Here is a 20,049-nt window from a genome sequence, read left to right as displayed (position 1 = left end):
TTTGTCACGGATTATCGCCATCGTCGGTATGGGATATGTCGGTCTGCCATTGGCCGAAACGTACCTAGACCAGGGCTTTCGCGTCATCGGCATCGACAAGGACGAAGAGAAATTACGGCTGCTGCAATCGGGACATAGCTACATCGCTGACGTTCCCGAAGAGAAGATCAAACGATATGCCGAAGCGCAGCAACTGACGGTAACGACGGACTTCGCCGGAATTCAAAGCGCAGAAGCGGTCATTATTTGCGTGCCGACCCCGTTGACGGAACAACATGTGCCAGACATGACCTACCTCATCGATGCCGCGGATAACATCGGGGAGCATCTTCAGCCCGGGCAGCTGGTCGCATTGGAAAGCTCTACTTACCCCGGAACCACCCGGGAGGTGATTTTGCCGCTCCTGCAAAAAGGCGGGCTGCAGCCGGGAACGGATTTTTTTGTAGGGTTTTCCCCGGAACGAGTTAATCCCGGAAGCCGCCGTTACCCGCTTCGGGATATTCCTAAGATCGTCAGCGGGATCACCGCGGTCTGCGCGGATCGGATGGAGGAGCTTTATGGTGCGGCTTTCCGAACCGTGGTGCGAGTTACCTCGACCGAAACGGCGGAAATGGCCAAACTGCTGGAAAACACCTTCCGGTTCGTTAATATCTCTTTCATTAATGAATTTGCTTTGCTCTGTGATCAAATGGGAATCAATGTTTGGGAAGTGGTGGAGGCGGCTTCCTCTAAGCCGTTTGGCTTCAAAGCGTTTTACCCCGGTCCCGGCGTTGGCGGACATTGCATCCCGGTCGATCCGATCTACCTGCAATGGAAAGCCCAGCAGTTGGGGGCGGCCAGCTCGTTTATTGAGATCAGCACGCGGATTAACCGCGAAATGCCGGCTTACATCGTTTCCCGGCTGCAGGAGGAGATCAACGGCTCTTCTCTAGCCGGCAAGCGGATTTTGGTGATTGGAATTACGTTTAAAGAGGATGTTGCCGATATCCGCGAATCGAGCGTACTTGAGTTGATGCGGCTGCTCTTGGCGGCAGGTGCGAAGGTTGATTACCACGACCCGCTGATTCCGGAAGTGGAGGTCGGCGGTGTGAAGCTGCAATCAGTGGAGTTGAAGGAGGGAAGCTTGGCTTCCTCGGATGGCGTGGTGTTGGCCGTTCATCACCGCGGATTGCCGCTGGAGTTTGTCGTAGAGCATGCACCTTTTGTGTTCGACACGCGAAACGCCGCCGCCGGTATTCAAGGCAAAGCGCGGATCGTTACGCTGGGGGGCGGAAAATCAGGATCCGCACAAAACGGAATTTCGCGATGAATCTAGTTACGAAAGGAAGGTAGACAGATGTTCAAAGACAAGACCGTTTTAATTACCGGGGGGACCGGATCCTGGGGGAAAATGTTAACGCGGAGGTTGTTGCAAGAGGGCCCGCGAGAAATCCGCATCTTCTCGAGAAACGAGTACGCTCAGGTTTTGATGCAGCGGGAGTTTAACGGGCATGCCTCCTTGCGGTACTTGATCGGCGATGTCCGTGACTACACTGCGGTGGAGGCGGCTTGTAAGGGAGCCGACTACGTGTTTCATCTGGCTGCGCTAAAACATGTGCCGGTTTGCGAATTTCAGCCGGAAGAAGCGCTCAAGACGAACGTGCTCGGAACGGAAAACATCATTCGGGCGAGCATTGCGCAAAAGGTCATCAAGGTGATCGATGTGTCCACCGACAAAGCTGTGGATCCGACGAATACGTATGGGATGACCAAAGCGATCGGCGAGAAGCTGATGATTCGCGCCAATGATTTAAGCGAGCATACCCGGTTTACTTGTATTCGCGGAGGGAACGTCCTCGGGACGAACGGCAGCGTCGTACCCTTATTCATCAACCAGCTGCGGGACGGGAAGCCCCTGACCCTGACGGTTCGGGAGATGACGCGGTTCTTCCTAACCTTGTCTCAGGCGATCGATTTGCTTCTTAAAGCCGCTACAACCGCGATTGGCGGGGAAACGTTCGTGATGAAAATGAAAGCCTGCCGGATCATAGATGTCGCGGAGGTGCTTGCAGAGCATTACCTCGGTCATCAAGTGCCTGTGCAGGAAATCGGTATTCGGCCCGGAGAGAAGCTGCACGAGGTACTGGTTTCCCGGTACGAAGCGCCTTATACGTTAAAATACAGCGAGCAATATTACGTCATCCTTCCTCCCGGATCTAAGGAGCTGGCTGCCCATTATGCCAGCCTCGCTCGCGATCTATTCGGCGAATACCATTCCAACGCGTCGCTGCTCGATAAAGCAGAGGTTGCGGAGCTGTTGCGGGAGGGAGGGTTTCTGAACTGATCACCATCAGCTTATGCATGATCGTCAAAGACGAAGAAACCCGGTTACCGATATGCTTAGGTTCCGTCGCCGAGGTGGTTGACGAGATCGTGATCGTCGATACGGGATCGGCCGACCGGACCAAGGAGACGGCAGCGGAATTTGGGGCTAAGGTGTTTGATTTTGCCTGGCGGGAGGACTTTGCGGCGGCACGGAATTTCTCCTTTTCCAAGGCCACCTGCGATTATATCCTCTGGATGGATGCCGACGACGTTTTCACGGAATCCAACCGCGCCAAGCTGCTTCGATTAAAGCGAGAATTAACTTCCGATATCGACGCGGTCTTGATGAATTATGTGCTTCGCGAGCAGGAGCAGACGGGCGAACCCTTGGCCTTCACGCGGCGGAACCGGTTGGTTAAACGGAGCCGAAATTATCGTTGGATCGGTATCGTACACGAATATCTTGAAGTCGCGGACGGAAAACAGCTCCTGACGGATATCGCCGTGACCCATCGCGGAGCTGAGAGCCACTCGGGACGGAATCTGCGGATTATCGAGCAGCATTTGGCTTCCGGCGGCGAACTGGAAGGACGCTTGCGATTCCATTTCGCTTGCGAACTGGCGGATGCCGGGCGGTATGAGGAGGCGGTGCCGCAGTTTGCGGACTTCCTCCGCGATCCCCAGGCGAACCGGGATGACCTCGTGCTGGCTTCCGCCCGTTTAGCTGATTGCTTCGGGCATTTAGGCCGCGAACGAGAGAAGCTGGACGCCCTGCTGCAATCCTTCCGATACGATCTTCCGCAGCCGGAGATTTGCTGTGCCATCGGGAAATGGATGGAAGACCGTCAGGAGTGGGCCATGGCCGTTTATTGGTATGTTCAGGCGCTGCAGAACGCCGGTGGCGGCAGCTGGACGGCCATCGTTCATGCAGCCTCCCGGACCTGGCTCCCGCATAGCCGGTTATGTCTCTGTTATGCCCGGCTTGGCCATTTGCGCAAGGCCTATGAGCATAACCGCGAAGCGCTTCGCTTTATGCCAAACGATCCGGGTCTTCTTGAGAATGAGAAGAAACTAAAGTTAGCCTTGGAGACGGCGCCTCCCCAATAGTATATGTACTTTTCCTTGAAAATTGCCGAACAAAGAACCTCCAGCTCGCTGGAGGTTCTTTGATGTTTTCTTCACTTCACTCCTAATTGGTTCAGCATTTGGCGAAATGAATCCGCGTATTGCTGCGGCGACAACCACTGATGAATATGACGTTGTCCTGAACTGCGAATCTTCTCCCGCTGCGCATGATGGTCCATCAGCTCTATCGCGCCGGCAACCGCTTGGCCCACTTGCGGATAAGCGAAAAATTTTCCCGTTTCATTATGTTTAATAAACAGACGAACCCCATCGGAATCGGTGGTAAGGACGGGACAACGGCAAGCCAACGCCTCGGCCACCGCATAGCCAAAGCCCTCCAAGGTGGAGGTGGAGATCATCAGCCCCCCGGAATCACCTACACGCGACAGATAGTAGGGCATCTCCCAGTTAGGCGTATTCGGGTACAGCTTGAGGCTGGATTGAAGTCCTAAGCGATTGACGTACTGCCAAAAGGCGTTTTTGGTGTCTTCGGACGGCAGTTGATAATCGAGGAACATCCAGATTTCCATCTGCGGACGCTGATGGTGTAAGGCGGCGGCAATTTCCAGAAATAACTCCCAATTTTTGTTGGGCTCTAATCGTCCGACCCATGCGAGAATCGGCACCGGGTATTTTGGCTGAACCTTGTAATGGAAGTGCTGCGTATCCAGGGGATTCGGGTATACGAATTTGGGGAGTGTCGGGTAATAGGAGGAAGCCAGCTCGATGAGATGGGGGGTGGGCGGCATTAGCGAAGCTTGGCAATAACGAAGAATTTCTTCCTTTCCTTCCCGAAGTGTTTGCTCGGCTTGATCCCGCGTTCCCAATCCTTGGATCTCAAAAACAATCGGTTTCGTAAAACCAAGTCGGCGCAACCGTCCCGGCATCCAGTAATCCGAGGTCGCGACAACCGCATCATACTGCGGCAGACGATGAACCAATTCGGCATCCCCCGGCTCCACCATCACGGGAATGTTTGCCGACTGCGTATTCACGAGCCCGGACCCGTGACGTAAATACAGAATATGGCCCTCGATATCCCGGCTCTTCAAGGCAGCGCAACGTAAGCGATTTAAGGTCTCCACGCCTCCGCTCGGAACGTAAAACGTAAACAGCACTTTCATGGGCTAGCACCCCTTGGAGTTAATGAGCGTCTTTGCATTAGTTTACGCGTGGGAAGAATCGGACGTGTGGGTGGATTCCCCTCGGTTCTTCGGGTTCAGCGTTTATCCGACAGGCGTTAGGTGGGTCGTTCGGTTATGTTTACCTGTATGACGACAACGGGAAATGGCGCATGATAAGTCCTGTTTCATCATCACTTATTACGGATGGAGGATGAGTACATGCGAGGAGCGAAAGTCGTTAACTTATCGTTGTCCGCTGCGTTGCTTGCCGGGGTTGCTTTGGTGGCGGGTTGTGGTGACGCAAGCGACAACAATAATGTGCGTACGCAAAGCTTGCGGGGCAATAACCGCAATTATGACGTTAATTCTCTAAACGAAGGCAATCGCCTGTTCTCCCGCAGCGCTGGTAACGGACAGGATCAACGGATCCGTTCCCTGCGCTACAGCCCTGCACTGAGCAATAAAGTCGCACAGCTTCGCGACGTTCAAACGGCGCATGTCGTTGTTACCGACCGTGATGCTTATGTGGGGGTTACGCTCCACGGCAACAATACGACAGGCCGCACCACCGCATACGGGATGCAGCGTCCGAACGGCATCGGCCTGGGGACAACTAATGTTGGCGGGCCTTACGGCGCGGACTACGGGACTCGCGGTAACGGTGACAACGGATTGGCTCGCGGCACGGGCCGTACGGGCGGGCTTTTTGATCTTGGAGGCGGCGGGTTGTTTGGGGCGGATCGCGATGCGAACCGCACCGGCACCGGCACCGGCTCTATGCTGGGTACCGGTACAACCGGCAACCGCTTTGGGTCGATGTATCCCGGAGGCAATATGGGGATGTCCAGCGTGAATCGCGGTGCAGGAACGATGAATGGAGCCGGTACGAATAACGGGACGATGAACACCCCGTCGGGAGTCACGGCCGGGAACGGGGCCTTGGGAGCGGGCACTGACAACGTATCCCAAGATCTCAAAAACCGGATCGAGGCTGCCGTGAAGCAAACGGCGCCGCATATCCGCAACGTCTATGTATCCGGCGATTCGGACTTTGTCTCCCGCATCGGTGATTACGGGACGCAATCCCGGGGCGGCGGAACGCTGAACAATTTCATCAGTGATTTCGAAACGATGATTAATCGCGTGTTCCCAGGACGTGCGGGAACGATGACCGGTCCTAACGGTTATGCGCCTACCCGTCCGAATGCGGGTATGGGCAACGGAACGGGGACCATGGATACAAACGGTACCGGTGCTCGTGGTTCGAATGCCGGCTTCACTGGAGGGACGACCCGCTAACAGCAGCGGTTCATAGCGATAAACAAGAAGCGCGAGAAGCGGGAGCATATTGTCCCCGCGACTCGCGCTTTATTTTGTGAAGGCCTTGTTCCAATTATTCGCTTTCGTGAAATAAACGTCCTTTGACCCACACTTGTTGCAGCTCCAATTCGCGGTCGATCATCAGCAGGTCCGCCTGCTTGCCGGTTTCCACAGAGCCAGTCAGATGATCGATGCGGATCAGCTTAGCCGGATTGCCGCTGGCAGCTTCCGACGCGCGTTCCACTGATAAACCGACCTCGCGTACGAGATGGCGGAACCCGCGGATCATTGTCAGCGTGCTGCCGGCCAGCGTGCCTTCGCTGTCGCGCAGGGTGCAGACGTTATCCTTCACGACGACAGGCAGGTCCCCAAGCATGTAGTCCCCGTTGCCAAGTCCTGCAGCCGACATGGCGTCGGTAATCAGGATCAGGTTGCTGCCGGTCTTCACGCTGGCAAGCAGCCGGATCGCCGCATGATGCACATGGATGCCGTCGGCGATGATTTCCGCGCTGATGCCCGGCGTGCTCAGAATGGCCCCGGCGGTGCCCGGTTTGCGATGATGCAGCGGCGTCATGGCGTTAAACATGTGCACGGAGTGGTTTAATCCAACCTCGTAGGCGGCCATGATCTCTTCGTAAGTGGCGTCGGTATGGCCCGCGGCGGCAACGATTCCCCGCTCCCGCAGATAGCGAATGAGCTCATGCGCTCCTTCCCGTTCAGGCGCGAACGTCACCTGCTTGATCAATCCCGGATACTGACGTTCCCAAGCTTCGACCCATTCGCGATTCGGCGGGACGATGTGGTCGGGATTTTGCGCGCCCGGCCATTTCGGGCTGATGAACGGCCCCTCCAAATGGACGCCAACCAATTGGGCGTAAGGCATTTCGCCGTCCATATATCGATGGACTTCCGCCAGCACGTTTTCGATCATCGCTTTAGGAAGCGTCATCGTCGTAGCCAGCATCGAAGTGGTGCCTTGGCTGCAATGCAGCTTCGTAATGGCATCCAGACCTTGCTTGCTTGGCTGCGAGAAATCCTCCAGCATGCCTCCGTGCACGTGTACGTCAATAAATCCAGGTAGAACGTAACTGCCTCCTGCATCAATCGTCTCGACGTCCGCAGCTTGAGCAGGCAATCCGGCGGTCGTGCCAACGTAAGTGATAACGCCGTCTTGAACCGCAACCGCACCATCGCGGAACGTTCCGCGCGGCGTAACGACTTCGGCATGAACGACGCGGAAAGTTCGTCCGTTTCCGTTCATTACAGAAATCTCCCTGCGTCTTGATCCACGACAACAACCACGTTGGAATGGGTTTGTAGCAGCGAAGCTGGACATTGGGTCGTAATGGGGCCTTTTAATGCTTTGGCGATAATCTCCGCTTTGTCTTCCCCTCTGGCCATCAGCAGGATTTGCTTGGCCTGCAGGATCGAGCCGATCCCCATGGTCAGCGCATGTGTCGGCACTTCGTCAATGGAGTTAAAGAAGCGTGCATTGGCCAGCCGGGTTCGTTCTTCCAGCTTCACGACATGCGGCGGCCCCGTCAGTTCTTCGGCGGGCTCGTTAAAGCCGATGTGACCGTTATGGCCAAGGCCCAGTAACTGCAGATCGATTTGACCTGCATCGTCCAAGAGCTTCGCGTAATCCTTGGCGGCTTGCTCCGGATCCTCGGCGTTTCCGGATGGCACATGCGTATTTTCGGGCAAAATATCGATATGGTTAAACAGCTTCTCATCCATAAAGCGGCGATAGCTCTCCGGATGGTCTGCCGGCAGTCCAATATATTCGTCCAGGTTATAGCTGCTCGCTTGTTTAAAGCTGACGCTGCCTTCTTTATAGAGCTCGATCAGCTTCCCGTATACTCCAACCGGCGTGCTGCCCGTAGCCAGGCCCAAGATCGCCCGCGGATTGGATTGGAGGAGACTGGCGATAATGCCTGCCCCGGTTTCGTTGAACTGCTGCTCACTGCTAGTTTTGATAATATTCAGCATTCGTGTTGACCTCCTTGAATTTTTCGGTAAATTTGTACGTTCTGATACGAGCTTTCCAGCTTCGGAATGAAGTCCTGGAATTCCAGGCTGACCATGCCCGTAAATAAGATATCGATGACGTGCAGCTGCGCGATCCGCGAGGCCATATCCCCCCGGCGCATGCCTTCCTCGAGCGAGGACGAGAATAAAGAAATCTCCGCGAGCGAAGCGAGGGAGTTGCTGCTGAACTGTGTGAGCGACAGCGTGGTCGCGCCGCTGTCCTTGGCACATCGCAAGGCGTCGATCGTCTCCGGCGTTTCACCCGAATAGGAGATGGCCAGCGCCATGTCGCCTTCGCCTAACGAGGAAGCCGAAGTGATCTGCATATGCGAATCGGCGAAGGCGGTGCAATTCTTGCCGATGCGGACCAGCTTCTGGTAGAAGTCCTGGGCCACGATTGAGGAGGTAGCCACGCCGTACAGATCGATGCGCTTGGCGCGGCATAACGCCTCGACGGCGCGGGACAGTTGATTCATGTCCAGCAGCCGGGTGGTATCGGTAATGGAGGCCACATGGTTGGCTTCCATCGCTTCGACGATTTTTTGCAGGTCGTTGCCGGCGATAATGTCCTGGTAGTGGTTCTCCGCAGGCTTATGCGCGAGCTCGGAAGCCAGCTTCATCTTGAAATCGGGGAAACCTTTAAAGTGAAAGGTCTTGCAGAACCTCGTTACCGTCGAAGGGCTGATGCCGCACGCGTTCGCCAGCTCCGTAATTCCTTGATGGACGACGGAAGTTGGCGCCTCCAAAATGTATTCGCCCAGCTTGCGCTCCTGCGGCGGCAGGGTCTCCAGATGGCTGGAGACAGCATGCAGTATGGGTGTCATAGGTAGGATCCTCCCTTGGGAAGTACAGCCTTTTTGAAAGCTAATGAAAATTATTTTTATTAAACAACTGTTAAATGTGAAAATATTTTTGATTTACGGTTTCATCATAAAGGATTTGCAGGCCTTTTTCAAGTAGGTTAACCCGCCAAATGGCGACAGATTCCTTGAATTTTCGGGATGCGCATAATAAACTAAACAGTAGGTTATTTATCGGAGAGAGGAATGGTTTGGTTGTCCTTTGATCTCGACAATTACATAGATCGGTTTGAGCTGGTCTGGTCCCATACGTTTCGCAAAATGAAAAGTGAAATCATGCACCATCACGAGCTGGGCCTGACCGGCCCGCAGTTTCATATGCTGACGCTGATCGCCAGGAAGACCACCTGCAACGTCAGCTATTTGGCTGAGAAGCTGGAGGTTAAACCTAGCGCGATTACGGTAATGATCGACCGCCTTGTCCAAAGCGGGTACGTGGAACGTCGCCATGACGAGAAGGACCGGAGGGCCGTGTTGCTGTCGGTCACCGAGCGGGGGGCCGAGGTGCTGGCGGAAGCTCGAAAGAAATCGCGGGAAGTGCTGAAAAATCATTTCTCCGTGTTAAGCGAGCAGGAGCTGGAGATGATGATTACGATTTTGGAGAAGCTGTCCAAGAATCATAAGTCGTATCATAAGTCGTGAGGATGCGGTCAACCCGCACAGCAAGGAACCTCGGGGAATCCCTGGGGTTCCTTATTTATTTCACCGCCTCTTTTAGCGGAGCGGATAGCGTGCATGCGGCTTGCCGGGTTATGATAGGTATAAGATTGTAAGCGTTATTTCAACTACCGGAACGGGGGAATTCCATGGAAAAGTATATCTTGGCCTTGGATCAAGGCACGACGAGCTCGCGGGCGATCTTGTTTAATCGGCAGGGGGACATCGTTCACTCGGCGCAGCGGGAGTTTCCGCAATATTTTCCCGAACCCGGCTGGGTAGAGCAAAATCCGAACGAAATCTGGGGTTCGATCCTGTCGGTTATCGCTTCCTGCCTGTCGGAATCCGGTATCAAGCCAAGACAGATCGCCGGCATCGGCATTACGAATCAGCGGGAAACCACCATCGTATGGGAGAAGGAGAGCGGCACCCCGATTTATCCGGCGATCGTCTGGCAATCCCGGCAAACGGCTTCGATCTGCGAGGAGCTGCGCGAAGCGGGGCATGACGCCTTGTTTCGGGCCAAGACCGGCCTGTTGCTCGATCCTTATTTCTCCGGAACCAAGGTCAAGTGGATCCTCGATCATGTCGAAGGCTCGCGGGAGCGGGCGGCGAGCGGGGAACTGCTGTTTGGCACCGTTGATACGTGGCTCATCTGGAAGCTCTCCGGCGGTCGTCTGCATGTAACGGATTACTCCAACGCCTCGCGGACTCTGATGTACAACATCCACGAGCTGGCTTGGGATGAGGAGTTGCTGGCGCTGCTGGACATTCCGAAGGCGATGCTGCCTGAGGTAAAATCCTCCTCCGAGGTGTATGGGACAACGATACCGTACCATTTCTTCGGGGAGGAGGTACCGATCGCGGGGGCAGCCGGAGACCAGCAAGCGGCTTTGTTCGGGCAAGCCTGCTTTCAGCCGGGGATGGTCAAAACCACGTACGGAACCGGCTGTTTTATGCTGATGAACACCGGCAGCACCCCCGTCGTATCCGAGCATGGGTTGATCACCTCTTTGGCTTGGGGGTTAAACGGGAAGGTGGAGTATGCGCTGGAGGGCAGCATTTTCGTATCCGGTTCGGCGATCCAATGGCTGCGCGACGGACTGCGCATGTTCCGGGACGCGAAGGACAGCGAAGTCTACGCCTCCCGCGTCGACTCGACGGACGGCGTCTACGTCGTTCCGGCCTTTGTTGGACTCGGCAGTCCGTATTGGGACAGCGAGGTGCGCGGGGCCGTATTCGGCCTGACGCGGGGGACGACGAAGGAGCATTTCATCCGGGCGACGCTGGAGGCGCTCGCTTACCAGACCAAAGACGTTCTCGGTGCGATGGAGCAGGATTCCGGGTATGCCGTACGTTCTATGCAGGTCGACGGTGGAGCCGTCGCGAACGGATTCCTGATGCAGTTCCAAAGCGACATTCTTGGGGTTCCCGTAGAACGTCCAGCGATCGGCGAAACAACGGCGCTAGGCGCGGCCTTTTTGGCGGGGCTGGCGGTCGGCTACTGGAGCCATCTCGATGAAGTCGCAGGGTGTAAACGCCTGGAGCGCCGCTATTTACCGGCCATGCCGCAGACTCGGCGGGATACGCTCTACCAAGGCTGGCTGAAAGCGGTTCATGCCGCGATGGCCTTCAAATAACGGACCGCCCATTTCTTTCTGACACCGCACCATTAACCCTGTTCTTTCATAAGATGTGTTGACTGTATCCCTGAACCTTGTTAAACCACAAAACCCGAGCAAGGAGGGGTGACGCATTTTGAAGAGCAGCGATCGTAACAGCAAATTTCTGTTAACTCATCGTGAACGGGAGGTCTTCGAGCTTCTCGTGCAGGATAAAACGACGCGCGACATTGCCGGGCAACTATTTATTAGCGAGAAAACCGTCCGAAATCACATTTCTAACGTCATGCAAAAGTTGAATGTCAAAGGTCGCGCGCAGGCGGTTGTCGAGCTGATCAAGCTTGGGGAGCTGAAAATCTGACGGTCATCTACGCGTGCGTAGAAAGCCGCAAGCCTTCTTTTTCACCCCGTAAGGGGGAGAGAGGAGGTTTTTTTGTGTTAGGTGGGGCGGTGAATATTCGCTCGTTCACTTTTGCTTATCTCCTCCAGACAAGCAACAAAAAAACCGTCCCATGGAGGACGGTTTTATATAGATATGCCTTATAGCGACTTCAAATAATGGACGATCGTCAGCAGTCCTTTATCGAAGTTCTCCAGGTTGAAGTGTTCATTTGGTGCGTGCAGGTTCTCGTCCGGCAGCCCAAAGCCCATCATCACGGCCGGAGCCGACAGGACGCGGGACAAGGTTTCGACGATCGGGATCGAGCCGCCGTCCTTGGTGAACAGCGCCCGGGTGCCATATACGGCTTCGTAGGCATCGGCCGCTTTTTGCAGCATCGGATCTTCCGGGTTGCAGGTAAAGGCCCGAGCTTTCTCGGTCGCTCTAACCTTCAGGGTTGCCCCCGGCTGCAGATACTTGTGCAAGTGACGCTCGATGCGGTCGATCGTAGCCTGCGGATCCTGGTCGCCGACAAGGCGGCAGGTGATTTTGGCGTGGGCTTCCTTCGGAAGTACCGTTTTGGTTCCCTCCCCTTGGAATCCGCCGTAAACCCCGTTCAGCTCCAGCGTCGGACGGGCGCCGGTCCGCTCCACGAAGGAGTAACCTGCTTCGCCGTAAAGCTCGTTTAAGCCAAGATCACGCTTGAGCTTGTCCTCGTCGAATTGCTGCTTGACGAATTCCTCGCGCTCCAGCGCGGACAGCTCGTGAACGCCTTCGTAGAAGCCTTCAACTGTAACCCGGCCCTGTTCATCGTGCAGAGAAGCGAGCAGTGACACGAGTGCGTGCAGCGCGTTGGGTACACCGCCGCCAAATGTTCCGGAGTGCAAATCGGTGTTGGCGGTAAAGACCGAGACCTCCATCGCGCACAAGCCGCGAAGACCGATGCAGATCGCCGGTTTGCCCGGTGCCATCAGCGCTGTATCGGAGATCAGGATCACGTCGGCGGCCAGCTTCTCCTGGTTTGCTTCCAGGAAGGAAGGCAGGTTTGGACTGGTCACCTCCTCTTCCCCTTCGATACAGAATTTAATGTTGATCGGAAGCTCTTTCTCCTGCTTCAGGATCGCCTCAATGGCTTTGATATGCATAAACACTTGGCCTTTATCGTCCGTCGCTCCACGGGCGTACAGCTTGCCATCGCGAATGGATGGCTCAAAAGGCGGCGTTTCCCATAGATTCAGCGGGTCCACCGGCTGGACATCGTAGTGGCCGTACACCAGCACCGTTGGTTTTCCCGGAGCATGCAAATGCTCGGCATAAACGACCGGGTGTCCGGCAGTTGGATGGACCTCTACGGCCTCCATGCCGGCGCTGCGGAGGGACTCAGCGATCCATTCGGCGGCTTGCAGCACGTCGCCTTTGTGCTCGGACAGAGCGGAGATGCTGGGAATCCGAAGCAGTTCGCCAAGTTCTTTCAAGTGTTGTTCGCGGTTTGTTGAAAAATAAGCTTGATAATCCATCGTCAATTCGTTCCTCCCGAACTAGGTTTACCCGTATATTCTACACCTTTTTTGTCGAGAACACGAATGACGGGGTCACTCATGTCACCGAGGGTTGTAGTGTTTCCTTAAAATCATCTTAAAACGGGCTGCGTTTTTTTTAAGAATATTTAAGGTAAGGACAAGCGATTTCTGGTAAAGTCAAGAAAGTACGAAGGGATATAATTTGAATGCTGTATGAAGAAGGGAGTCGCAAAGACAAATGGACGAAAAGGACAAAAAAGAGCTAGAGACCAACGGAGGCGAAACCGGAGCCGCTGAGGGGGAAACGCAGACGCCGGATGGACAAGCCGAGCCGGCGGATGTTGGCGCGGACGAGCCAAAGGAAGCGGAATATGATCCGGCGGACGACGCGGATTATCTCGCCGAAGAGATCAAAGCCGATGCGGATTCGTCGCCGGTGCCGGTGATGGTTTCCCAGAATGGGGAGTCCGAAGCCGAAGCAGTCCAAGCTTCGAAATCCGGCAGCAAAGTTTGGCCGATTGTATCGCTGGTGTTGGCCATCCTGCTGATCGTTGTGTTGATCAAACCTCCGTTTGCTTCAAATAAAGCGGAAGCCGTGGCTACGGTCAACGGCGTGGAAATTACGAAGGACCGGCTGTTTGATGAATTGGCCGCGAACGGCGGGGAGCAGGCGTTGACGAACCTTATCAACCAAGAGCTCGTGAACCAAGAGGCCGCTAAGAAAAATATTACGGTCACCGATGCCGATATCGATGCCGAAATCGAAAGCTATCAAACCCAGTTTGGTTCGGAAGAAGCCTTGAACCAGGCATTGGTGCAGTACGGCATGACGATGGATGATTTGCGGAAGCAGGTGGTGATGGAGCTCAAGCTCACCAAGCTGCTGGAGCCGCAAATTAAGGTCACCGACGATCAAATCAAGGAAACGTTTGAGTCCTATAAGGATTCTTTTAATACGCCGGAGCAGGTTCGGACTTCCGTCATCTTGGTGGCTACCGAGCAGGAAGCGAAGGATGTTGTAAAGCAGCTGGACGAAGGCGCGGATTTCGCTGAGCTGGCTAAGAGCAAGTCGCTGGACCCAGCTACGAAGGAGCAAGGCGGCGACACCGACTTCTTCGCCCGCGGCGAGAAGGAAGAGGCAGTGGAAGAAGCGGCCTTCAAGCTGGCAAAAGGCGAGGTCAGCGAGCCTGTAAAAACCAGCGAAGGTTACCAGGTCATCAAAGTGACCGACAAGAAGGAAGCCCATGAGGCTACGCTGGAGGAGAAGAAGGAAGAGATCCGCAAAGGGCTCATCTCCCAACAGGTCTCCAGCATGTCGGGCACGTGGCTGGAGGATGTACGAAGCAAAGCGAAGATCACCAATACGTTAACGGATGCGGCCGCTGCCGAATAAGAGGGGCGTAGAGGCAGCCGCAGAGTACCGCCGGAGCAGGAAGCTCCGGCGGTTTTGTATTTTCCTTGCGGGTACGATTGAATGAGGCTTTGTATTTCCGGAAGACTGGCGGTACAATGAGGGTAAAATCGATGGATTCGTCACATGTCCGATCGGAATGGATGGTTTGGAGGAAGGCGAAGATGGCGGAATGGTATGAGCGAAGTTTCGGGGAAGACTATTTGCTGGTCTATAAGCACCGCGACGCACAGGGGGCCAAACAGGAAGTGCACCGGATGATCGGCTGGCTGCAGTTGGTTGCCGGAGCCAAGGTGCTGGATTTATGCTGCGGCATGGGACGCCATTCGCTGGCGTTGGCCGAAGTTGGCTACAAGGTGACCGGTGTGGATCTGTCAGAGGTGTTGCTTCGCGAAGCGAAACGCCTCGATGCCGAGGATCAAATCACCTGGCATCAGGCGGATATGCGCCGATTGCCGCTGCAGAACGGAGAGTTTGATGCGGTGGTGAACCTGTTTACTTCGTTCGGATATTTTCGGGAGGACGAGGAGCAGATTAAGGTGCTGCGAGAAGCATCGCGCGTGCTGAAGCCGGGCGGCCGTTTTCTCCTCGATTTTCTGAATCCCGCTTATACGGCGGCCCATCTCGTCCCGAATTCGGAACGGGAAGATGAGGGGCAGCGGATTGTGGAGCGGCGGCGGATTGAAGATGGCTATGTCGTTAAGGATATCGCCATTTCCACCCCCGGCGGGCAGCCGCGGCATTACATGGAGCGGATTAAGCTGTACGGGTTGGAGGATTTTCGGCACATGCTGAAGGAGGCCGGATTGGAATTGCAGAACGTTCATGGAAATTATGACGAAGAAACCTACGATCCGGATAAGTCCCGGCGTATGATCCTGGTGGGGGTGCGCCCATGACGCTGTTGCCGGGAATTCCGCTATGGGAGCGGGAGCTCGTTGCCCGTGTTCCCATTTCCATGGCCCCTCCGCTCCGCCGGGTGAACAGTTACGTGCTTCGGGGCGACGAGGGGATTACGATCATCGACCCTGGGCCACGGACGGACGAGACGGAAGCGGAGTGGCGGGCCGCTTGGCAGGAGCTCGGCATCGTGCCCCGCGATATCCGCCAAATCGTCCTGACCCACCACCATCCCGATCATTACGGTTTGGCGGGATATCTGCAGGAGGTCACGGGTGCGGACGTGTCGATGTCCCCGCGAGCTTATGAGGAGACACAGCTCATGTGGGGGGAAGGCAGCCAAATGAATGAAAAGCTGCCCGAATTGTTCCGCCAGCACGGGATGCCGGAATCTTGGTACAGCCAGCTGCCGGAACATCTGGACGGCTTCGTGGCTCAGGTTCGCCCGGCTCCCGAGGTGACGTTCCTCCGCGAGGGGGAACCCGTCTGGATGGGGGGACGAGCCTGGTTGCCGATCGAAACGGCGGGACATGCCCCGGGACACCTGTCATTTTACAATGCAGAGCAGAAGCTGATGTTTTGCGGGGATGCGGTGCTTCCGCAAATCTCCCCCAACGTCAGCTACCTGCCGGGCAGTGACCCACAGCCGCTCCAATCGTTCCTGGATTCGCTCGTGAAGCTTAGTGCGTACGAGGTGGAGACCGCGTATCCGGGACACCGCAATCCGTTTGATTATTTCGGGGAGCGGATTCGGCTGTTGCTTCAGCATCATGAGGAGCGGCTTCAGCGCATTGAGGGGATGTTAAGGGAGCGGCCGCAGACGGCATTTGACGTTTGCGTTGCCTTGTTTGGCACGGAGCTGGGCATCCATCAAATGCGCTTTGCGATGGCGGAGACGTTGGCGCATCTAGTGGAGCTGGTCCGGCAAGAGCGAGCCGCAGAGCAGGCGAACGCAGAAGCTGCAGACGATATCATACGGTTTGCACCGGTTAAATGAATATAGAAGAAGGGCGGCATCCGATGCCGCCCTTCTTTTTTACTCGTGGTCATGTTCACCGCTCGGCGTCCAGTGTTTCCTCGCCGCTTTCTTTTTCCCGCTCCGCTTGTTTGCGGTGAGCAATCCGGCTGCTGGCCGAGGCGGCGATGGCGCCAACGATATCGTCCAGGAACGTGTTGCACGGACCCAGAGATTTATCATTTAGCTGCTCCAAGATCCCCGGCTTCAGCTTGTCGACATAACCGTAGTTGGTAAATCCGATACTGCCGTACACGTTGACGATCGAGAAGGCCAAAATTTCGTCTACCCCGTACAATCCTTCGTCATTGGCAATCATGTCCTGCAGCTCAGGAATTAACATCCCCTGCTCTGCCATAATATCAAGCTGAATGCCGGTCAGCACCGCATTTTGCACCTCGCGTTTGGTCAGCACCTGCTCCACGTTATGTATACACTCTTCCATCGTCAGGTTCGGGTAGTATTTTTGCTGCAAAAACAAAACGAGTTCGGCGATTTGCTCCGTGGTGACGCCGCGTTTATGCAGCCACTCCTTGGTGGCGTCGGCGACCTTCTTACTGTTCAGGCTGTAAGGTGTTTTGGCTTTTGGTTGTTCCATCCCCATACAATCTACTCCTTGTGATTTAATCGGATCGACAAGATATGAAGCAGTTTGTCCAGTTCCCGGAAAAATATAGTTATTTTTCGGGACAGGGCTCGTATATATAGTAATACAAACCTTAGCCAAATGAAAAACTCAGGGAGGCACGAACAAAAATGAAATGGAACCGCCGAATTCGAAATACGGCTGCTGCCGGGGCCATCTCGCTTCCGCTGCTGCTGTCGGGATGCGGTATGTTTGGGGGGAGCTCCGCGCAAATCGATCCTCCGCCCACGGATATGGAAACCCGGATGCTGGACGGGCTTGAGGCCGTAGAACAGACAAGCTATAGCCAGGAGAAAGATCTTTCAACCGTTTATTTGGTGAACGAGCATGGCAAGCTGGCTCCGGTCGCCTTGCACTTGCCGGAAGGCGAGGCTTCGTTGAAGCTAAACCGCATGCTGGAGATGCTGGTGAAGGACGGCAAGTATGCCGGCCTGCTCCCGACCGGGTTTAGCGGTGTACTTCCGGCGGGCAGCGAGGTTAAGGCGGTTACCGTCAAAAAGGACGAGAAGTTGGCCGTCGTTGAGTTCAACAAAGCGTTTGCGGGTTATGAAGCCGCGGATGAACGAAAAATCCTCGAGGCGTTAACCTGGACGCTAACTGGGACGCCGGATGTGGAGAAGGTTCAGCTTTGGGTTGAGGGGGAAAAGCTCAACGAGATGCCGGTGAACGGCACACCGCTGGATCGTCCGCTCAGCCGCAGCTTTGGTATCAATCTCGAATTAAAAGCGGAATCCGGATTGTCTCAATTAAGTCCGGTCATCGTGTACTTCTCGGCGGCAACGCCGGATGGAGTCCAGTATTTCGTGCCGGTGACCCGGTTCGTGCAGGCTGACGGCGATCGCGTGCAATCAGCGCTCGGCGAGCTGCTCAAGGGACCGCAGCAAGGCGACGGGCTGGAACGAGTCGTGACGGACAACACGAAGCTGGACAGCATTGAGGTTTCCAAAGACGGCGTCGTCACGGTCGCGCTGACGGACGACATGTTCGAAGCCGGCGAGAAGCTGCCGGCGCAAATGCTGCAGTCGCTGGTGCTGACGGTCACGGAGAACAAGGATGACAGCAAGGTGCGCATTTGGCTGAACGGACAAAAGGAAGTCGTTGGCTTGGACAACCAGACCTACAGCGAGCCGGTGATGCGGCCGGAGACCATCAACGAAATTCCGCTGTAAACCGCGCTTTTGGCGGTGCGCCAACCTGCAAAATAACGGAACCCTGCGAGGTGCAGGGTTCTTTTTTTCGCCGAATGGAAAGATGCTTTTATGACCACACTTTGGTAGAATAGGGAAAGCTAAAAAGACAGCAAGAAAACGTAGGAGGCAGTAATGATGAGAAGCAACGGACGTCAGGCGGACGAGCGCCGGCCGATGAATTTAACCGTCAATATCAATAAATATGCGGAGGGTTCCGTTTATATCGAGGTAGGCGATACGAAGGTGATGTGTACCGCAACCATCGAGGAGAAGGTCCCGATGTTTATGAAAGGTCAAGGCAAAGGCTGGGTGACGGCCGAATATGCAATGCTCCCTCGCGCAACCCAAACGCGCAATCAGCGGGAATCCGCCCGCGGGAAGCTAAGCGGCCGGACGATGGAAATTCAGCGTCTGATCGGTCGCGCGTTGCGTTCGGTTGTTGATCTCCAGGCGCTCGGGGAACGATCGATTACGATCGACTGCGATGTGCTGCAGGCGGATGGCGGGACGCGGACAACGTCGATTACCGGAGCATTTGTGGCAATGGCGCTGGCTATGCACAAGATCGCTCAAAAGCACGCCTTGCCAAAATTTCCGATCACCGATTTTCTGGCTTCGGTCAGCGTAGGGATCGTTGGCGAGGATACGCTGCTGGACCTCAACTATGAGGAGGATTCCAAAGCGAAGGTCGATATGAATGTAGTGATGACCGGGCAGGGCCAATTCGTTGAGGTGCAAGGAACCGGTGAGGAAAGTCCGTTCTCCCGTGCAGAATTGGACGGCTTGCTGGCGATCGCGGAGAAGGGGATCCGGGAGATGATCGATCAGCAGCGCGAGGCGCTGGGGCCGATTGCGCTGCTGATCGGAAGCAGGCAGTCCGGATCGGCGGTGTAAGCATGATCGAAGGACCCGTGATTATCGTGGCGACCCGCAATGCCGGGAAGGTGCGGGAATTTGCGCATGCCTTGGCACCGCTGGGCAAAGAGGTTCAGAGCTTGGCCGATTACCCGGACGCGCCGGAGGTTGTGGAAGACGGGACAACGTTTGCGGAGAACGCCCGCAAGAAGGCCAAAACCGTCGGCGATGCGTTGGGCCGCCCCGTGCTGGCCGACGATTCGGGCCTTTGCGTCGACCAGCTGGATGGTGCCCCGGGCGTCTATTCAGCGCGTTATGCCGGGGAAGCCGCCAGCGACGAGGATAACAACGAGAAGCTGCTCGCCGAGCTGGAGAAGCGGCGGCTGGGCGAAGACACGGAACAGCCGTTGCTGAGCACGGCCCGGTTTGTCTGCCATTTGGCCCTGTACAACCCGGCGAATGGGCAGTTTATCGAAGCCTCCGGCGAAGTCGAGGGCTGGATCACCTCCGAGCCGGCGGGCGGCGGCGGGTTTGGGTACGACCCGCTGTTTTACCTGCCGGCGTACGACAAGACCCCGGCTCTCATACACATCATGCAGCGGGTATGGGACAGGCGTTTAACAGACCCACCATATGCCGGAGGAAGATTCTTCAATCGTGTATTTGTTGAATGAGGACGGCCAGCAGGGCACGGTCGCCTGTGCCCAAAGTGGGATGAGTCTGCGAACAAAGACGACAGCAACTAAACTCAACGGACCCGCGGTTGTAAATGCGGCGGGTATCCGGGATGAAAGTTCCGCGTCTTACCGTGGGAGGTCTCATGGACGTGAGGCTGTCGCTTATACAAATCTAGAGGTTTATAAGAGACAGGCCGTGAAGCCCGTGGGCCCCATGCGACCGAGCAGCCTATGTGCCATGGGGCCTGGCGTTGCGGCACATCTCCGTTTGTGGCGAATTACGGTAAAACCTTAATCCCCGAAATTAACGTCAGGAAATACCGTTAATGTGCTTGAAGCGGCAAGAGCGATAAAATTAACAGCAGATTTTCCAGTTAATTCCGCATAGAAACAGCGGAAAAAGCAAGCCACGGATC

19 protein-coding genes are annotated in these 20,049 nt (G+C 55.6%); 13 read left to right on the top strand and 6 right to left on the bottom strand.

Annotated elements, in window-relative coordinates:
• The first annotated feature begins 1 nt into the window (after position 1).
• From BN3277_RS03785 to BN3277_RS03775, 3 genes are read left to right on the top strand one after another with little or no spacing between them, the layout of a single operon-like run.
• The gene (locus BN3277_RS03785) at positions 2-1,309 is read left to right on the top strand and encodes a nucleotide sugar dehydrogenase (protein ID WP_059040968.1); all 1,308 of its coding nucleotides are present in this window, start codon (positions 2-4) and stop codon (positions 1,307-1,309) included.
• A 27-nt stretch (positions 1,310-1,336) separates the two neighbouring features.
• Positions 1,337-2,323, top strand: coding sequence for a polysaccharide biosynthesis protein (locus BN3277_RS03780; protein ID WP_059040967.1), 987 nt, complete (start codon positions 1,337-1,339; stop codon positions 2,321-2,323).
• A gap of 17 nt (positions 2,324-2,340) precedes the next feature.
• Complete coding sequence (locus BN3277_RS03775; RefSeq protein ID WP_232436318.1) at positions 2,341-3,411, top strand: glycosyltransferase family 2 protein; 1,071 nt, start codon at positions 2,341-2,343, stop codon at positions 3,409-3,411.
• A gap of 71 nt (positions 3,412-3,482) precedes the next feature.
• On the opposite strand, the gene BN3277_RS03770 is transcribed toward BN3277_RS03775, so the two are convergent.
• Positions 3,483-4,553, bottom strand: a complete 1,071-nt coding sequence (locus BN3277_RS03770) for a glycosyltransferase family 4 protein (RefSeq protein ID WP_059040965.1) — start codon at positions 4,551-4,553, stop codon at positions 3,483-3,485.
• Positions 4,554-4,772: 219 nt separating this feature from the next.
• Between BN3277_RS03770 and BN3277_RS03765 the strand changes: the two genes are divergently transcribed.
• Positions 4,773-5,852, top strand: a complete 1,080-nt coding sequence (locus tag BN3277_RS03765; RefSeq protein WP_059040964.1) for a YhcN/YlaJ family sporulation lipoprotein — start codon at positions 4,773-4,775, stop codon at positions 5,850-5,852.
• A gap of 94 nt (positions 5,853-5,946) precedes the next feature.
• Here BN3277_RS03765 and nagA read toward each other — a convergent pair whose 3' ends face one another.
• From nagA to BN3277_RS03750, 3 genes are read right to left on the bottom strand one after another with little or no spacing between them, the layout of a single operon-like run.
• Positions 5,947-7,134: an N-acetylglucosamine-6-phosphate deacetylase gene (gene nagA / locus BN3277_RS03760; protein WP_059040963.1), complete on the bottom strand. Its 1,188-nt coding sequence runs from the start codon at positions 7,132-7,134 to the stop codon at positions 5,947-5,949.
• Positions 7,134-7,862: a glucosamine-6-phosphate deaminase gene (nagB, locus tag BN3277_RS03755; RefSeq protein WP_059040962.1), complete on the bottom strand. Its 729-nt coding sequence runs from the start codon at positions 7,860-7,862 to the stop codon at positions 7,134-7,136. Before nagB ends, nagA begins: the two co-directional genes overlap by 1 nt.
• Entirely contained in the window at positions 7,856-8,725 is an 870-nt protein-coding gene (locus tag BN3277_RS03750) for a MurR/RpiR family transcriptional regulator (protein WP_059040961.1), read from the bottom strand. Before BN3277_RS03750 ends, nagB begins: the two co-directional genes overlap by 7 nt.
• A 222-nt stretch (positions 8,726-8,947) precedes the next feature.
• On the opposite strand from BN3277_RS03750, the gene BN3277_RS03745 reads away from it, so the two are divergent.
• The 3 genes from BN3277_RS03745 (at position 8,948) to BN3277_RS03735 (ending at position 11,401) form a co-directional block, all read left to right on the top strand.
• Entirely contained in the window at positions 8,948-9,403 is a 456-nt protein-coding gene (locus BN3277_RS03745; protein ID WP_082691298.1) for a MarR family winged helix-turn-helix transcriptional regulator, read from the top strand.
• A gap of 164 nt (positions 9,404-9,567) precedes the next feature.
• Entirely contained in the window at positions 9,568-11,058 is a 1,491-nt protein-coding gene (gene glpK / locus BN3277_RS03740; protein ID WP_059040960.1) for a glycerol kinase GlpK, read from the top strand.
• 118 nt (positions 11,059-11,176) lie between these two features.
• Entirely contained in the window at positions 11,177-11,401 is a 225-nt protein-coding gene (locus BN3277_RS03735) for a helix-turn-helix domain-containing protein (RefSeq protein WP_009225122.1), read from the top strand.
• Between the two features lie 179 nt (positions 11,402-11,580).
• Here the strand turns inward: BN3277_RS03735 and BN3277_RS03730 are convergent, their stop codons facing one another.
• Positions 11,581-12,936 carry a dipeptidase gene (locus tag BN3277_RS03730; protein WP_059040959.1) on the bottom strand — a complete coding sequence of 452 codons (1,356 nt, stop codon included), beginning with the start codon at positions 12,934-12,936 and terminating at the stop codon, positions 11,581-11,583.
• Positions 12,937-13,177: 241 nt separating this feature from the next.
• On the opposite strand from BN3277_RS03730, the gene BN3277_RS03725 reads away from it, so the two are divergent.
• From BN3277_RS03725 to BN3277_RS03715, 3 genes are all read left to right on the top strand, one after another.
• Entirely contained in the window at positions 13,178-14,332 is a 1,155-nt protein-coding gene (locus BN3277_RS03725; RefSeq protein ID WP_059040958.1) for a peptidylprolyl isomerase, read from the top strand.
• A 182-nt stretch (positions 14,333-14,514) separates the two neighbouring features.
• A complete protein-coding gene (locus BN3277_RS03720; protein WP_059040957.1) occupies positions 14,515-15,249 on the top strand; it encodes a class I SAM-dependent methyltransferase in 735 nt (244 codons plus the stop codon).
• Positions 15,246-16,247 (top strand): MBL fold metallo-hydrolase, encoded by a 1,002-nt coding sequence (locus BN3277_RS03715; RefSeq protein ID WP_059040956.1) that lies wholly within the window; start codon positions 15,246-15,248, stop codon positions 16,245-16,247. Before BN3277_RS03720 ends, BN3277_RS03715 begins: the two co-directional genes overlap by 4 nt.
• A 55-nt stretch (positions 16,248-16,302) precedes the next feature.
• Here the strand turns inward: BN3277_RS03715 and BN3277_RS03710 are convergent, their stop codons facing one another.
• Entirely contained in the window at positions 16,303-16,869 is a 567-nt protein-coding gene (locus BN3277_RS03710; RefSeq protein WP_187380028.1) for a phosphatidylglycerophosphatase A family protein, read from the bottom strand.
• A 152-nt stretch (positions 16,870-17,021) separates the two neighbouring features.
• Between BN3277_RS03710 and BN3277_RS03705 the strand changes: the two genes are divergently transcribed.
• The 3 genes from BN3277_RS03705 (at position 17,022) to BN3277_RS03695 (ending at position 19,630) form a co-directional block, all read left to right on the top strand.
• Positions 17,022-18,080, top strand: coding sequence for a GerMN domain-containing protein (locus BN3277_RS03705; protein WP_059040955.1), 1,059 nt, complete (start codon positions 17,022-17,024; stop codon positions 18,078-18,080).
• Between the two features lie 153 nt (positions 18,081-18,233).
• Positions 18,234-18,995, top strand: coding sequence for a ribonuclease PH (gene rph / locus BN3277_RS03700; RefSeq protein ID WP_082691297.1), 762 nt, complete (start codon positions 18,234-18,236; stop codon positions 18,993-18,995).
• Between the two features lie 2 nt (positions 18,996-18,997).
• Positions 18,998-19,630, top strand: a complete 633-nt coding sequence (locus BN3277_RS03695) for a non-canonical purine NTP pyrophosphatase (RefSeq protein WP_059040953.1) — start codon at positions 18,998-19,000, stop codon at positions 19,628-19,630.
• Positions 19,631-20,049 lie beyond the last annotated feature (419 nt).

The organism is Paenibacillus rubinfantis, from assembly GCF_001486505.1.
GTDB lineage: Bacteria > Bacillota > Bacilli > Paenibacillales > Paenibacillaceae > Fontibacillus > Fontibacillus rubinfantis.
Note: the sequence above shows the minus strand (reverse complement) of the source record. Positions and strands in the feature narration are given on the sequence as shown.